The sequence below is a fragment of the Pseudomonas sp. P9_2 genome, from assembly GCF_034008255.1.
GTDB classification, from domain to species: domain Bacteria; phylum Pseudomonadota; class Gammaproteobacteria; order Pseudomonadales; family Pseudomonadaceae; genus Aquipseudomonas; species Aquipseudomonas synxantha_A.
The window spans coordinates 1,530,451-1,545,923 of sequence record NZ_CP125376.1 but is presented as its reverse complement, the minus strand read 5'-3'; the positions used below and the strand labels follow the sequence as shown (position 1 = coordinate 1,545,923).

At 60.9% G+C, this 15,473-nt stretch carries 15 protein-coding genes; 1 reads left to right on the top strand and 14 read right to left on the bottom strand.

Features of this window, described 5'->3' with window-relative positions; genetic code table 11:
• Positions 1–74: 74 nt before the first annotated feature.
• Positions 75–1,304 carry a nucleoside recognition domain-containing protein gene (locus QMK52_RS06670; RefSeq protein WP_005783476.1) on the top strand — a complete coding sequence of 410 codons (1,230 nt, stop codon included), beginning with the start codon at positions 75–77 and terminating at the stop codon, positions 1,302–1,304.
• Between the two features lie 92 nt (positions 1,305–1,396).
• On the opposite strand, the gene QMK52_RS06665 is transcribed toward QMK52_RS06670, so the two are convergent.
• From QMK52_RS06665 to QMK52_RS06600, 14 genes are all read right to left on the bottom strand, one after another.
• A complete protein-coding gene (locus QMK52_RS06665) occupies positions 1,397–2,008 on the bottom strand; it encodes an ABC-type transport auxiliary lipoprotein family protein (RefSeq protein ID WP_194439688.1) in 612 nt (203 codons plus the stop codon).
• Entirely contained in the window at positions 2,005–2,943 is a 939-nt protein-coding gene (locus tag QMK52_RS06660) for an MlaD family protein (protein ID WP_005783479.1), read from the bottom strand. The genes QMK52_RS06665 and QMK52_RS06660 overlap by 4 nt, the downstream gene beginning before the upstream one ends.
• Before the next feature lies 1 nt (position 2,944).
• Positions 2,945–3,748 (bottom strand): ABC transporter ATP-binding protein, encoded by an 804-nt coding sequence (locus QMK52_RS06655; protein ID WP_122732780.1) that lies wholly within the window; start codon positions 3,746–3,748, stop codon positions 2,945–2,947.
• Entirely contained in the window at positions 3,745–4,893 is a 1,149-nt protein-coding gene (locus QMK52_RS06650; protein ID WP_032878538.1) for an MlaE family ABC transporter permease, read from the bottom strand. Before QMK52_RS06650 ends, QMK52_RS06655 begins: the two co-directional genes overlap by 4 nt.
• A 54-nt stretch (positions 4,894–4,947) precedes the next feature.
• Complete coding sequence (locus QMK52_RS06645; RefSeq protein ID WP_005783485.1) at positions 4,948–5,979, bottom strand: DUF5924 family protein; 1,032 nt, start codon at positions 5,977–5,979, stop codon at positions 4,948–4,950.
• A gap of 69 nt (positions 5,980–6,048) precedes the next feature.
• Positions 6,049–7,434, bottom strand: coding sequence for a pitrilysin family protein (locus tag QMK52_RS06640; RefSeq protein WP_320403946.1), 1,386 nt, complete (start codon positions 7,432–7,434; stop codon positions 6,049–6,051).
• Between the two features lie 58 nt (positions 7,435–7,492).
• The gene (locus tag QMK52_RS06635) at positions 7,493–9,151 is read right to left on the bottom strand and encodes a Na/Pi cotransporter family protein (RefSeq protein ID WP_005783487.1); all 1,659 of its coding nucleotides are present in this window, start codon (positions 9,149–9,151) and stop codon (positions 7,493–7,495) included.
• A 212-nt stretch (positions 9,152–9,363) separates the two neighbouring features.
• Entirely contained in the window at positions 9,364–10,131 is a 768-nt protein-coding gene (locus QMK52_RS06630) for a TerC family protein (protein WP_005783489.1), read from the bottom strand.
• A gap of 64 nt (positions 10,132–10,195) precedes the next feature.
• Complete coding sequence (locus QMK52_RS06625; protein ID WP_003187405.1) at positions 10,196–11,503, bottom strand: CitMHS family transporter; 1,308 nt, start codon at positions 11,501–11,503, stop codon at positions 10,196–10,198.
• Positions 11,504–11,883: 380 nt separating this feature from the next.
• Positions 11,884–13,845 carry a DUF4105 domain-containing protein gene (locus QMK52_RS06620; protein WP_194439691.1) on the bottom strand — a complete coding sequence of 654 codons (1,962 nt, stop codon included), beginning with the start codon at positions 13,843–13,845 and terminating at the stop codon, positions 11,884–11,886.
• Positions 13,842–14,162, bottom strand: a complete 321-nt coding sequence (locus tag QMK52_RS06615; RefSeq protein ID WP_005783494.1) for a DUF2388 domain-containing protein — start codon at positions 14,160–14,162, stop codon at positions 13,842–13,844. The genes QMK52_RS06620 and QMK52_RS06615 overlap by 4 nt, the downstream gene beginning before the upstream one ends.
• Positions 14,163–14,188: 26 nt before the next feature.
• On the bottom strand, positions 14,189–14,425 hold the full coding sequence (locus tag QMK52_RS06610; RefSeq protein WP_241092096.1) for a DUF2388 domain-containing protein: 237 nt from the start codon (positions 14,423–14,425) through the stop codon (positions 14,189–14,191).
• 177 nt (positions 14,426–14,602) lie between these two features.
• Positions 14,603–14,923 (bottom strand): DUF2388 domain-containing protein, encoded by a 321-nt coding sequence (locus QMK52_RS06605; RefSeq protein ID WP_032878532.1) that lies wholly within the window; start codon positions 14,921–14,923, stop codon positions 14,603–14,605.
• Between the two features lie 328 nt (positions 14,924–15,251).
• Entirely contained in the window at positions 15,252–15,467 is a 216-nt protein-coding gene (locus QMK52_RS06600) for a DUF1127 domain-containing protein (protein ID WP_005783500.1), read from the bottom strand.
• Between the last annotated feature and the right edge of the window lie 6 nt (positions 15,468–15,473).

Below are 15,473 nucleotides of genomic sequence, written 5' to 3'. Positions count from 1 at the left end.
CCCGGATAATTCCGGGGTTTGTCGTTTCTGTCAGCCCCGCTATCATTCGCCCCATCTTTCGGGGGATTCAACTGATGCTAAATGGCCTGTGGCTTGGCTTCTTTGTCGTGGCAATGGTGTCAGCACTGGCGCAATGGCTGGTGGGCGGTAACGCCGGGATTTTTGCGGCAATGGTCGAAAGCATTTTCGCCATGGCCAAATTGTCGGTGGAAGTCATGGTGCTGCTGTTCGGCACCCTGACCTTGTGGCTGGGCTTTTTGCGCATCGCTGAAAAAGCCGGGATCGTCGATTGGCTGGCCAAGGCGCTCGGCCCGCTGTTTCGAAGGCTGATGCCGGAAGTGCCTGCCGGTCACCCGGCCATCGGCCTGATCACCCTCAACTTCGCCGCCAACGGTTTGGGCCTGGACAACGCCGCCACGCCCATCGGCCTGAAAGCCATGAAGGCCTTGCAGGAACTCAACCCCATCCCCAACACGGCGAGCAACGCGCAGATCCTGTTCCTGGTGCTCAATGCGTCCTCGCTGACCCTGTTGCCGGTGACCATCTTCATGTACCGCGCCCAGCAAGGCGCCGCCGACCCGACGCTGGTGTTCCTGCCGATCCTGCTGGCCACCAGCGCATCGACCCTGGTGGGCCTGCTGTCGGTGGCGGTGATGCAACGCCTGCGGTTGTGGGACCCGGTGGTGCTGGCTTATCTGATTCCTGGCGCGTTGGTGCTGGGCGGCTTCATGGCGCTGCTGGCGACACTCTCGGCCACGGCGCTGGCCGGTTTATCCTCGATCCTGGGCAACCTCACGTTGTTTGGCCTGATCATGCTGTTTCTGGTGATCGGCGCGTTGCGCAAGGTCAAGGTATACGAGGCCTTCGTCGAAGGGGCCAAGGAAGGCTTCGACGTGGCCAAGAACCTGTTGCCCTACCTTGTGGCGATGCTGTGTGCGGTGGGCGTGTTGCGGGCCTCGGGCGCGTTGGACTTCGGCCTGGAAGGGATTCGCCATGTGGTGGCCTGGACGGGCATGGATACACGGTTTGTCGACGCGCTGCCGACTGCGATGGTCAAGCCGTTCTCCGGCAGTGCGGCGCGGGCGATGCTGATCGAGACCATGCAGACCCAGGGCGTGGACAGCTTCCCGGCCTTGGTGGCGGCGACAATACAGGGCAGTACTGAGACCACCTTCTATGTGTTGGCGGTGTACTTTGGTTCGGTGGGCATCCAGCGCGCGCGACATGCGGTGGGCTGTGCGTTGCTGGCGGAGTTTGCCGGTGTCGTGGCGGCTATTGCGGTGTGCTACTGGTTCTTCGGTTAAGCCTTAGATTGCTATCGGGGGCAAGCCCCCTCCCAGATTTTGATTTGTGAATACATTCAAAAGTGGGAGCTGGCTTGCCTGCGATGAGGCCCTCAGCGTCTAGGTGCTGTATTGCCCTGCGCCACTACCCAATCCACCACCTGCTTATTCAACTGATCCCCGGCCTGGCCAAAAGCAGCCACCACCGCTGGCACCTTGGCGTCACTCACCGGCTGCCTCACTTCAAACCGCCGGCTGGCAATAATCCGCTGATCGCTGCCGCGCACCAAACGCGCATCCAGGCGAATCACCACCTCCACCGCGTCACCCCGGTATTCACTTTGAAACGCTTGCAACTGCCCGCCCAACTCATAGTCGGCTTGCAGGTTGGTCTCGTCCGTACTCAGCAGCGTTACCCGTCCATCGCGTTGGAAGCCGTCCAGCAGGCGGTTGCGTAAGAGTACCGGCGCCGGGTCGCTCCAGCGTGAGTTCGCATAGCTGCTGATCAGGTTGCCGTCAGGCACCACGGCAATGCGTGGACTGTCGAGAAACTCGCTGGTCTGGGGTTTGGCTACGCGCAGCGACCAACTCACCGGCGTGCCTTGGGTGGTTGGTTGAGTGGAGGCCAGGCGGTACACGTCTGACGGGTCAGGCTTGGGCAGAATCGAGCAGGCGCTGAGCAATGCGAGGGCCACAGGGGCGATCATCAGGTAAGCACGCTTCATGGCGTGAACTCCTTGTTCTTGTCACTGCCCAGCAGGTAACCGCTGGGGTTGGCTTCCAGGCGACGGGAGATGGCGCGCAGCGAACCGAGGGTTTCACGCAGCTCACGCACCGCTGGCGCCAGTTCGTTGAGGCCCTGCATACCGCTGTTCACCGAGTCCTGGTTGTTGGTCAGCAAGCTGTTGATGGTGGCGGTGCTTTGTTCCAGGGATTTCATCGCCTGCTCGGCGCTGCCAAAGGCTTGCTTGCCTTGCTCGTTGAGCAGGCCATTGGCGCTGCGCATCAACACGGTGGTTTGCTCCAGCGCGGCACCCGCCTGTTTGCTCACCTGCATCAATTGCTGCATCACCACCTTGATGTCGCCGCGTTGCTCGGCGATGGCACCAGTGGTTTGTTGCAGGTTATCCAGGGTGTTGCTCAAGCGTTCGACGTTTTCCCGGGAGAACATGTGGTTGGCGTTGTGCAGCAGCAGGTTGACGCTGGTCATCAGGTCGTTGCTGTTATTGAGCAGGCGCGCGATGGGCGATGGGGACGCGATGATTTCCGGCAGGTTGCCGTTCTTGCCCTTGAGTTCCGGGCTCTGCGGGGTACCGCCGCTGAGCTGGATGATCGAGGTGCCGGTGATGCCGGTCAGCGCCAGCTTGGCCTGGGTGTCTTCCTTGATCGGCGTCTGCCCGGCCAGGCGGATGCGGGCGAGGACGCGACGCGGGTCTTTGGGGTCCAGGCGTAGGCTGGTGACGTCGCCCACCTTGATCCCGCTGTACTGCACCGCACTGCCCTGGGACAGGCCGCTGACCGCCTCGTTGAAGATCACTTCGTAATCCTGGAAGGCGCTGTCGACGCTGGATTTGGCCAGCCATAGGCCAAAGAGCATGGCCCCGACCACCACAATTACGCTGAACAGTCCGATCATCACATGATGGGCTCGGGTTTCCATGTCATACCTCGTTGAGCGATTGAGCGGCATCCAACGCCGCGCGGCCCCGGGGGCCGTGGAAATATTCGTGAATCCAGGCGTCGTCGGTTTCCGAGACGACATCGATGGCGTCGGCCACCAACACTTTCTTCTGCGCCAGCACCGCCACGCGGTCGGTGATGGTGTACAGCGTGTCGAGGTCGTGGGTGACCAGGAACACGCTCAAGCCCAACGCATCGCGCAGGGTCAGGATCAGTTGGTCGAACTGCGCTGCGCCAATCGGATCGAGGCCAGCGGTGGGTTCATCGAGAAACAGGATGTCCGGGTCCAGTGCCAGCGCACGGGCCAGGGCCGCGCGCTTGATCATGCCGCCGGACAACGAAGCCGGGTATTTGTCGGCCGCTGACAGGGGTAGCCCGGCCAGGGCCAGCTTGACTGCCGCCAAGTGCTCGGCGTCGGCGCGACTGAGGCCGGCATGTTCGATCAATGGCAGGGCAACGTTCTCGGTAACGGTCAGCGAGGAAAACAGCGCGCCCTTCTGGAACAGCACACCAAAGCGCCGCTCCACCAGCGAGCGTTCGTGCTCAGACAGGCTCGGCAGGTTCTTGCCGAACACCCGCACCTCACCTTCGCTGGGCCGACGCAGGCCGACGATGCTGCGCAGCAGCACCGACTTGCCGCTGCCGGAGCCGCCGACCACTGCCAGAATCTCGCCTTTGTATAAATCCAGGTCGAGGTTTTCATGCACGCTCTGGCTACCAAAGCGGTTGCACAGGCCGCGTACCTCAATAACCGCCTCAGTGGGCGTACGGTGTAGACGACTCACCAGCCCATCTCCATGAAGAACATCGCGGCGACCGCATCCAGCACGATCACCACAAAAATCGACTGCACCACACTGGATGTGGTGTGCGCGCCGACTGATTCGGCGCTGCCGCTGACCTTGAAGCCTTCCAGGCAACCAATGGCCGCGATCAGGAAAGCGAAGATCGGTGCCTTCACCATGCCCACCAAAAAGTGCTGCACGCCAATGTCCGATTGCAGCAGCGAGAGGAACATCGCTGGTGAGATATCCAGTGCCACGGCACACACCACGCCGCCGCCGACAATCCCCGAGAGCATCGCCAGGAAAGTCAGCATCGGCAGCGCCACCAGTAGCGCCAGAACCCGCGGCAACACCAGCAGCTCCATCGGGTCCAGGCCCAGGGTGCGGATGGCGTCGATTTCTTCGTTGGCCTTCATTGAGCCGATTTGTGCCGTGAACGCACTGGCGGTACGGCCAGCGATCAGGATCGCGGTGAGCAGCACGCCGAATTCGCGCAGGAAAGAGAACGCCACCAGGTCCACGGTAAAAATCGTTGCGCCAAAACTCTTGAGCACGGTGGCGCCAAGAAACGCCACCACCGCGCCCACCAGAAAGGTCAGGAGGGCCACGATAGGTGCGGCATCGAGACCGGTCTGTTCGATATGGGCGACCATCGGCGTAAGGCGCCAGCGCTTGGGTCGAAACATCCCGCGGACGAAGGTCTCAAGGATCAGGCCAATAAAACCCAGGAGTTTCTTGGCGTCTTGCCAGACGGTGTCCACCGCGCGGCCGATACGGGCCAGCACCTGGATGCCAGCGCTTTCTTCCGGCTCTTTGAGCGGGACGCAAAAATCATTGAGGGAGCGGTAGACCGTCTTGAGCAGCGCCCGGTCGGCGGCCGACAGGCTGCAATCGGTCTGCTCGGCGCAGTGCTGGATGCGGTCGGGGCCCAGCAGCTCGACCAGCAGTGACGCGCCGGCGGTATCCAGCGCACCGAGGCCGTTAAGGTCGATGCGGGCGCCGGCGTCGTATTGGCCGTCGAGTGTGTCCGACAGCTTTTTCAGGTTGGCGTAGTGGGCAAGCGTCCAGTCGCCAGTAATCCGCAGTGAGGGCGGGGTGCTGGACGTATCAAGATGGGCTGCGCCGGCGGTCGTGCGAGTGGTCATAAGCTCCGAGCTTGTTTGGCTATCCACAATGGCTACGTAATAGCACGATCTGACCTACTTTGGGTTGTCCGCTTGTGCTGTGTCGATCACCTTGAAGCGCAAGACGCCGATCACCTGGCCGTCCTCGGTGAGGACCTGCACTTGCCAGCGCCCCGCTGCGTCGCCCGGGAAATTCTGCTTGTGCGTCCAGGCGCGATAGCCCTCCTTGCGCCCACCGTGGATATCCAGAGCAATGCGGTCGACTTCCTTGCCGTTGAATTTCCACACATGGTAGATCCGCTCATCCAGCCCGCGTGGGGCGTTGATTGCGGTATAGGCGTAGAGGCCACCGCTGCGCAACTGGTCGGCGGTGACCTCCTTGAGGTCATCGCCCGGGGTGCGATCCTGCAGTTGGGTGCTGATGGCGACTTCGGTCATCCACAGGGTGGCCGGCGGCACCCAGCTGCGCAGGAACCAGCCGGCGCAACCGATCGCCGCCGTGACCCCCAGCAGCATCGCCCAGCCTTTGAGGCTGCGCAGCGGCAGGCTGACCGCCAGGCTCGGGATCGACAGCGCCATGGCCACACCGAGTGCCAGCTTGTAACTCTGGGCAGTGGTCAGGTGCATGATGATGGGCAGCGCGGTGAGCAATGCGGCGAACAAGGTCAGGGTGTGCAGGGCCAGGAACAGCGAGCGCTTGGGCGCCAGCCACTTGTAGTACAACGGGTCGATGATCGACACCAGTGCCGCCGCGCCGAGCAGGCCGGTGAACAACGACTGGCCGCTGTTCCAGGCGGTGGTGACGAAAAAGAAGGGCAGGACAAAGAACAGGCTTTCCTGGTGGATCATCTGCGTGGCATAGCGCAGCAGCGGTTCCGGGATCTCGCGCTTGAAGAGCTTGGCAAACAGTTGGGTGAAGCTGTTTTCCAGCATCAGCCACAACCAACTGACCAGCATGATGACGGCGATCCAGCTGGCCATGCCTTGCTGGCGGTCCACCAGGATAAAGCTGCCCACACCCGAGATAAAACCGCCGAGTGCAATTACCCCTGGGTAGCGCTTGATCAGTTCGAGGATGCGCTGGATTAGATGGGTCAGGTTTGGCATTCGGCGGTTCGCAGTCTTTGTAGGAAAAAATCCCAGACAGAATAACGTCTTAGCGCTGGGCCCGGTGCTTCATTCCACGATCCGTTGGCGATAACGCCGAATGCCAATCAACACTATGGCGATGAGCCCAAGCACGCCCGCACCTATCCAGGTCAGGGCGTCATAGCTCAACAACGGCTTTTCGATGCGCCAGTAGCCCGGTTGCTTGAAGACCTCGCGCATGGCCTGGTTGGTTTGCGAAAGGCTCACTGCCTTGATGCGCTTGACCGGGTCGCTGAAACGGCCGTCAGCGTAGTCGCCGGCGGCACTCCAGTAATAATCGGCCAGCGCACTGTTGCCCTGTACCGCCCAGGCTTGGCGGGCAATGGCAGCCTGCTGCAGGCGAGTGAACACCTTCGGGTCGATTCCGTCCTTGAGCAGTTGTGCCTTGAGGTCTTGCAAGACTTGCTCGGCTTCAGGGAGATTTTCCCGTTCGAGGTCGGCGTTCAGGCTCAGGAAGCCTACGCCGCCGAGCACTTCGCGTTCGCTCCAAGGGCCGTAGGACAAACCGTGCTTCAGACGCAGCTGTCGATACAGCGCCCAATCGAGATAATCCTTGAGCAGGTCGTAGGTTTCGTCATGCTGGTCGTCCAGCACCGGCTCGGGGAACAGCCAGTGCAGTTTGGCGCCATCGCCGACCCAGCCATGGACCAGGTCGCGCTGGGTGGCGGCGGTGTGCTGGATCTGCGGCAGCGGGCGATGCTCGCTTGGGTCTACCGGGTCGAGCTGGCCGTAGGTGCGTTCCAGGTAGGCTGGCAGCAGCTTGTCCAGATCGCCGACGACGATCAGGGTCATGTTGTTGGGCGCGTACCAGGCTTTGCGCAGTTTCTCCAACTGATCGCGGGTCAGGTGGCCGACCTGCGCGCGTTCGGCGCATTTGAGCCCCAACTCGACGGCCAATTGGTTGCTGGCGCTGTGGCCCAGGTCCTGGCGATCCAGCAAACGTTGCAGGTGCGAATAATGGCCGCCGTCTTCGCGCTCGACCACCTGCTTGGCGGCGTTGATATTGGCATCGGTCAACTGCGTGCGGGTCAGGATTGCCAGCAGCAGGTCCAGCACCTTGCGCTGGTTGTGCGCGGGGGCCTCGATGACGAATGTAGTGTCGGCGTTGCTGGTGTAGGCGTTCCATTCGCCGCCCAACGCTTGCATGCGGTCTTCGAGGTCGCCTTCGCCACCGCCGTCGATGCCGCTGAACAGCAGGTGTTCGAACAGGTGGGGAAGCTCTTTGTCTTCGCAACCGAAGTCATCCAGGCCCACGCCGACCACCAGGCGGATGGCCACGTGCCCGCGTTCGGTGCCCGGTTTGAGCAGCAGCTGCAGGCCGTTGGGCAAGGTGTAGCCCTCGACTTGCTGACGGTCGAAGGCAAAGGTGTGTGCCGATCCTAGAAGCAGGCAGGCGAGTAACAGGCGACGCATAACAAGCTTCCTGGCGAGTGAGGTCCATTGTTAACTGACTTCACTGGCCGTCGTACGTTCAGGGCGAATGGGTGATGTCGGCAATATCTTCGGTGGAGAGTGCGCCAGTGTCGGACGTTTCCAAGACTACATAAGCGCTGCTGCAAAACAACGAGTTCAAGCGTTTCATGTCGGCGATCAGCTCCAGGTGCAGGGAGCTGGTTTCCAGGCTCTGTACGATCTTGCGCTGCAGGCGGCTGACATGGGCGTGAGCCAGGCGACGTTCCTGGGCGCGGAAGCGGCGTTTTTCACGCAGCAATTGGCGAGCGCTCTCCGGGTCGCCGCTGAGAAACACCGACAGACCCAGGCGCAGGTTGGCGATCAACTGGCTGTGCAGACCGCTGAGTTCTTCCAGGCCCACTTCGGAAAACTGCCGTCGCTGCGAGGTTTTCTGCTGCTGGACCTTGCGCAACATGCGTTCGATCAAGTCACCTGCCAGTTTCAGGTTGATCGACAACTCGATGATCTCCGCCCAGCGGCGGTTGTCTTGTTCGCTCAGGTCTTCACGGGGCATTTGCGCCAGATAGAGCTTGATCGCGCTGTAGAGCGCCTCGACGTCATCGCTGAGGCTGCGCATTTGCTGGGTGATTGCGGTTTGATTACCGCGCAGCACCTCCTGCATGGAGGTGAGCATATTGTCGATCAGGTCACCCAGACGCAGGGTTTCTCGCGCGGCGTTGGCTAAGGCCAGGCTCGGCGTGGTGAGCGCGGCCAGGTCGAGGTGGCGTGGTTTGGCCTTGCCATTGGTTTCTTCGCGCTCGGGCAACAGCCAGGCGCACAGCCGCGCCATAGGGCCAATGGTGGGCAGCAGAATCAAGCAGCGCGTGACGTTATAGAGCAGGTGAAAGGTGATGACCATGCCTTGGGCGCTGTAGTCCAGGCCGTCCATCCAGCCCACGAGCGGGTCAAGTACAGGAATGATCAGCAACAGGCCGATCAGTTTGTACAACAGGCTGCCCAGGGCCACTTGGCGGCCGGCGGTGTTTTGCATGCTGGTGCTTAGAAATGCCAGCACACCGCTGCCGATATTGGCGCCGATCACCAGGCCGATGGCCACGTGCAAACCGATCACGCCGGCGCCGGCCAGGGTGGCCGTAAGCAGCACGGCGGCGAGGCTGGAGTAGGAAATCATTGCGAACAGCGCGCCGACTAGGGCGTCGAGCAAGATATCGCCGGTCAGCGAGGCGAAGATCACCTTGACGCCCTGGGCATGGGTGATGGGTCCGGCGGCCTCGACGATCAATTGCAGCGCGAGGATGATCAGCCCAAGGCCGATCCCCACCCGGCCCAACTGCCCTGCCCGCGTCTGTTTGCGCGACAGGAAGAAAATCACCCCAAGGAAGATCAGCAGCGGCGACAGCCAGGACAAGTCGAAAGTCAGTACCCGCGCCATCAGCGCGGTACCGACGTCGGCACCAAGCATGGTGGCCAAGGCCGGTGTAAGGCTCATCAACCCCTGGCCGACAAAGGAAGTGACCAGCATCGCCGTGGCGTTGCTGCTTTGCACCATGGCGGTCACCAGGATCCCGGCGATAAAGGCCAGCCAGCGCTTGGACATGTTCTGCCCGATGACTTGGCGCAAGTTGGAGCCGTAGACCCGCAGGATGCCGGTACGGACGATGTGCGTGCCCCAGATAAGCAGGGTCACGGCGGAAAGCAGATTGAGCAGGGTCAGCATGCTCGGCCCCCCGTGTAGGTGCGCTCCAGGAGGAGCGAAGGAAAGTTACCGCGTGCCGTTCTACGTCTTGTACTTAAGCTGTAGTTGGCTAATGGGCTCTGCGCCAGCATCGCATAGCTAAACTCCGGATTGAAACAAAACTGTCATGAAATCAACTTTTTGGCAGACGAAAAAATGGGGCGCAAGCGCCCCATTTCAGCAGCGGGTCAGGTTTATTGACCCGGAATGTCTTTACGCAGTTTCACTGGATCCTGCTGCTTCTTCTTTTTGGCGATGGCGGTGCGCATCTTGATGTTCACCGCTTCCACTGCCAGCGAGAACGCCATGGCGAAGTAGACATAGCCTTTTGGCACATGCACGTCGAAGGATTCGGCGATCAGCACAGTACCCACCACCAGCAGGAACGACAGCGCCAGCATTTTCAGCGACGGGTGCTTGTCGATGAACTCGCTGATAGTGCCGGCAGCCAGCATCATCACCAGTACGGCCACGACGATTGCAGCCACCATCACCGGCACATGGGAAACCATGCCGACGGCGGTGATTACCGAGTCCAGGGAGAACACGATGTCGATGATGGCGATCTGGATGATGGTGTAGATGAACTTGCCACCGGCGCCTTTGGGCTCGTCGTTGGTTTCGTCTTCCCCTTCCAGGGCGTGGTACATCTCCTGGGAGCTTTTCCACAGCAGGAACAGGCCGCCGAAGAACAGGATCAGGTCACGGCCGGAAATGCCCTGGCCAAACACCACGAACAGGTCGGCGGTCAGTTGCATGACCCAGGTGATCGACAGCAGCAACAGGATGCGCGTGACCATGGCCAGTGCCAGGCCGAAGATCCGGGTACGCGCCTGCATATGCTTGGGCATGCGGCTGACCAGGATCGAAATCATGATGATGTTATCGATGCCCAGGACGATCTCGAGAGCCGTCAGGGTGAAGAAGGCAATCCAGATTTCCGGATTGGTCAGCCATTCCATGTGTATTCCTTTGAGCAAGTGTTAAACCGCGCAAGCTGTAGCGCCGCGCGGTGAGTCAGTACGATTATAGAGTGCTGAACAGCGGAAAAATCCCCATCAGCAATGCGGCGAACATTATGCACAGGCATACCAGCACTGCCCACTTCAAGGTGAAGCGTTGGTGGTCGCCGAACTCAATACCCGCCAGCGCCACCAGCAAGTAAGTCGAGGGTACCAGCGGGCTGAGCAGGTGCACGGGTTGCCCGACGATCGACGCACGGGCCATTTCGACCGCGGTGATGCCGTAGTGGCTGGCCGCTTCGGCCAATACTGGCAGTACGCCGTAATAGAACGCATCGTTGGACATGAAGAAGGTGAACGGCATGCTCACCAGCGCAGTGATCACTGCCAGGTACGGGCCCATGGCTTCCGGGATGACCGCCAGCAGGCTTTTTGACATGGCGTCGACCATGCCGGTACCCGACAGGATGCCTGTGAAGATCCCGGCGGCGAAGATCAGTCCGACGACCGCCAAGACGCTGCCGGCGTGGGCTGCGACGCGGTCTTTCTGCTGTTGCAGGCACGGGTAGTTGACGATCATCGCGATACTGAACGCCACCATGAACAGCACCGGCAGCGGCAACAGGCCGGCAATCAGGGTGCACATCAGGGCCAGGGTGAGGGCGCCGTTGAACCAGATCAGTTTCGGGCGGCGGGCGTCGGGGAATTGCGACACGCTGATTTCGCTGTGGTCGATCTCGTCGCCCTGCAGGTGCAGTTCACCCAGGCGTGCGCGCTCACGCTTGCCGTACATGTAGGCAATTACCAGGATCGCCACGACGCCAGCGGCCATGGCCGGAATCATCGGTACGAAGATGTCGGACGGATCCACATGCAACGCACTGGCCGCACGAGCCGTCGGGCCACCCCAGGGTGTCATGTTCATTACACCGCCGGCGAGAATGATCAGACCGGCCATGATCCGCGGGCTCATGCCGATGCGCTGGTACAGCGGCAGCATGGCGGCCACGCAGATCATGTAGGTGGTGGCGCCATCACCGTCCAGGGATACCACCAAAGCCAGCACGGCAGTGCCGACCGAGACTTTCAGCGGGTCGCCCTTGACCATCTTGAGGATCTTGCGCACGGCCGGGTCGAACAGGCCGGAGTCGATCATCAAGGCAAAGTAGAGGATGGCGAACATCAGCATCACGCCAGTTGGCGCGAGCTTGGTGATGCCTTCGAGCATCATCGGGCCGATCTTCGGCGCGAAACCGCCGAACAGTGCAAACAGGATGGGCACGATGATCAAGGCGATCAGCGCAGACAGGCGCTTGGTCATGATCAGGAACATGAACGTGATGACCATGGCAAAGCCAAGGAAAGTCAGCATAGGAATACTCCAGGCGTAGCGCGGCTAGGGAATGGCGAACCGGGTGAGGGTCAGCGCAGAACGAAAGGCACGAGGCGTACGGGGGGAGTGGGTGCGAACAGGCGGGTACGAGCGGACATCGGGAATCACCATTGTTGTTGTTTACAGCCGGTCTGTTGCCGGCAGTTGGGGCGATCCTAGACGGGTAAGCTTTCAGCCAGCTTTCGCCACTAAAACTGTTGATGAAGGGGCGACATCTGGTCTTGAGGCTCATGCAGAACAAAATGTGGGAGCTGGCTTGCCTGCGATGAGGGTGTATCAGCCGACATTTCCTATGGCTGTGACATCGTCATCGCAGGCAAGCCAGCTCCCACATTAGAACAGTGGTTGCTACGAAAATATCAGGGCAGTTCGAGGCCGCCGGCCGCTTTATGCAGCGCACGCAAATGCTCACCCAGCTGCTTGAGGTTGGCCTCACACGCCGCAATCTCGGCAGCACGGGCCGGATCGAGCAGCGCCCTTACCTCTTTATCCAGCTCGCCGGTCAATGATTGCAACTGCTTCTGACGTTCGGCGCTCTCCGACTCCAGGCGCTTGGCTTCCGAAGGTTGCGGCAGGCCATAGCCGCCACTGTCGAGCAACTCGGCCGGGCGACTGAGAAAGCCACTGTTGGCGAGGATCTGTTGCAGCGTGTTGTTGGCTTTCTCCATGCCGCCATTTTTCAGCTCGCGGGCATTGAGATAGCGCTGTTTGACTTCGTCCTGGGCGAGCATCAGTTGCTTGCGATAGCTGGCTTGTTCAAGCAACAACAACGCAGCGCTGGTACGCAGGTCGGCCTGGCTGAACCACTGGCGGCGCGCTTGCGCATCCAGGGCCAGCCAGTCTTCGACCTGGGTCTGCTTGATCGGCAGGCGCTTGCGCAGCACATCGAACATCGCCTGGTAACGCTCACGGAACGAGTCGAAGTGATACCCCAGGCGCAGTGCCTCGCGCTTGTCATTCAATACGCTGGTGTCGGCCAGGCCGCGCGCGCTGAGGACTTCGAGCAAACCGTTGGGGGTGATGTTGTCCAGGCCGGTCAATTGCGGGTTGGCACTGCCACTGCGTAACAGTTTCAGGCTTTCAACCGCACAGTTGTTGGAGATAAAGAAATAGTTGCCGTCATAGCTCCAGTGCATTTCAGCCGCATGCTCGACGGTGTCGTTGATTTCCTGGCGGTTGAGCTTCAGCGGTACCGACGCCAGGCCTCGCAATTCGGTCTTGGTGTATTCATCGATGACCTGGGCCAGCGGCAATACGAACAGTCGCGACGGGTACTTGCCCACCAGCCCATCCCAGCTCGACAGCTGTACGTCACCGACGAAGGCGCGGTAGGACAGCACCAGGTGGCGGTCCAGATCCAGCCGGCAATCGGGGCCACGCGGGCGACCTGGCGCGCAGATCACCAGGCGCAACATGCTATGGCCCCAGCGGCTCACCAGATTCTGGTTGGCTTCGGCGAGCAGGTAATCGATTTCATACACCCGTTCCGGGTCTATTTGCCCCAGTGGCGTCTTGGCGAAGTCATTGCCGGCGTTCAGGAAGGGGTATGTCTTGGCACAGGGTTGCTGTTCGGGCGGCGCCCAGCCGAAATGTTCCTTGTAATAGCGGAACAGCGCAGGGCGTCGGCAGGCGTAGCTGGGGTCGAGGAGGAAGTACTCCATGTTGACCGCCACGAACTCCAACGGGCTGGTGGTTTCGTAGATGTCCGGGCTGCGCACCACCTGATTGTTGTGCTGTTCACGTTCGCCGCGGCGGCCGACATATTGTGGCCAGCCGGCGAGGTCCAGCAGGCGTGGATCATCACTGAGAGTGAAGCGCCGGTCGTTCTGGCCACGGCATTGATCGGGCAGGCCGATCAAGCCGGTGATGTTGTTCTGGCGACTGCAACGCTGGATCAGTGCGCGCTCGTCTTTGGGCCACAGGCGTGCGCGGTCGTAGATGTGGGTCAGTTCATGCAGCACCGTGGCGAGCAATTCCTTGCGCACTGTGCCGTGGGGGCGATTGGTTTTGAGGGCGGCGGCGCTGCCGTCGGTCAGGCTGGCGAGCAGGTTTTGATTCAGGTCCAGCTCCGACACCAGGGACGCCTGGCCATAGGCATTTTCAGGCATCTTGTCGGTCCAGCCGACATCAATCCGCCGATCCAGTTGCTCGACAAAACGTGGCGGTAAGGCGTTCAGCGCTTCATCGAGCAATGCCTGGCTGGCCCGCTGTTCGGCCGCGCTCAAACCATCGGTTTTGAGCCGCAGTTGCAGGCTGGCCTGGGCTGTACTTGCACACAGCAGCACGGCCCCGGCCAGGAGCCAGGTTTTGATGCGCCTCACAGAGCGAGGATAGCTTCGGCGAGGGTCTGGTCGCTGGCATCACGGGCTTCTGGCACGCGGGTGCGAAGGGTATCGAACGCGGCTTCAAGCTGGGCGCCGCGGATCTCGCCATTCGTGGCGACGAAGCTGGCGGCGTCGTCGTGGGCTTCGCGCACGATTTTGGAGTCGCGGATGGACGTGGTGGTGTCCGAGGTGAAATCAATGGTGCGCGCCGATGCACGCACGATGATGTTGCTGGTGGCCTTCAAGGTTTGCGCCTGGGCGACATCGACCAAAAACAGCAGGCCGAGGGCGGCGACGATCAACGGGCTACGCATCGAGTGACTCCGAAATACAAAGATAACTATTGGACGAGAATTGCTTGCGCCAGTTCAAGGTCGCTCGCATGAAGTTTTGGCCGGCTGCGGCGCAGATAATCCAGCGCGGACTCCAGGCGCGCGCCACGCCATTGGCCGTCAGTGGCAATGAAAGCGGCAGCATCATCCTGGGCCGCCATCACCAACTTGTTGTCGAACGGCGCAGAGGTCACCTTGCCGGTGGCATACACGCTGACAACGGTGCTCTGGGTGGACACATCCATGGCCAAAGCCAAGGGTGACCAGCAGGCGCAAAACAGTACGGGAACAATCAACAGGCGGTATGAAAAAACCATGGGACTCGACAACTGAAAACGAGCGCCAAGGCTAGCGCAATGACCAGGCGAGGGCCAGCGCCGAGGCATTCGGGAGCGGCAGGCGCTCCCGTCTGTTGCCGCAGATCAGATCGCCAGGATTGCCTGTGCCAGCTGTGCATCGGTAGCGATGGCCAGTTGCGGCGCTTGCTGGCGGATGTGGGCCAGGGCGCTTTCCAGTTTCACGCCACGGATAGCGCCTTCGCTGGCGACGAAGCTGGCTGCGTCATCACGGGCGGCCTGTACGACCTTATTGTCGCGCAGGGAGGAGGTCGCATCGGAGGTGGCGTCGGAAGTGGCTTTCAGGGCGCCAACGATCGAGTCAGTGGTCATGATGAAGCTGCTCGCGTTAGCGTTGGCGGCCAGGGTGAGCACGGCGGCGGTGCACAGCAGGCGAAGGCGGGACATGGGGTAACTCCTGTAGACGAAATAAGGTGGCGCGACGCGGCCACAGTGAGACGGACTGGGACTGTTGAGCATCAGACGCTCGCTCTACAGGGTTCGCCACGTGGTGAGTGGATATTAGGCTTGGACCGGTGCAACAGGAAGCCTGTAATTTAACTGTACTGGTTAATAATTATTTTATTAAAACTGTACCTGTAGGTGGAAATCCTACCGATTCAATGCCCTTTCGCAGAAACAACAAAGCCCGCCTCCGGTTACCCGGGGCGGGCTTTGCTTTAACAAATCAGAGTGCTGGCGGTGGACCCGGTGGGTCAGGGCCAGCGGGCGCTGCTTAGCGCCAGAACGGCTTGCTCAGCTCTTCGTAGCGTTGAGCTTCGCTGATACCGGCGTCAGCCAGCAGACGCGAATCCAGGCGAGCCAATTGGTGGCGGCTGGAGATGCGGCGCTGCCACAACATCAGGTTGGCGAGAACGCGCAAAGGCAGGGAAGCGTTGGTGTTTACAGCTTTCTCTTCGAAGAACAGTTCGGAACTGAGTGTACGTTCCATGATGAC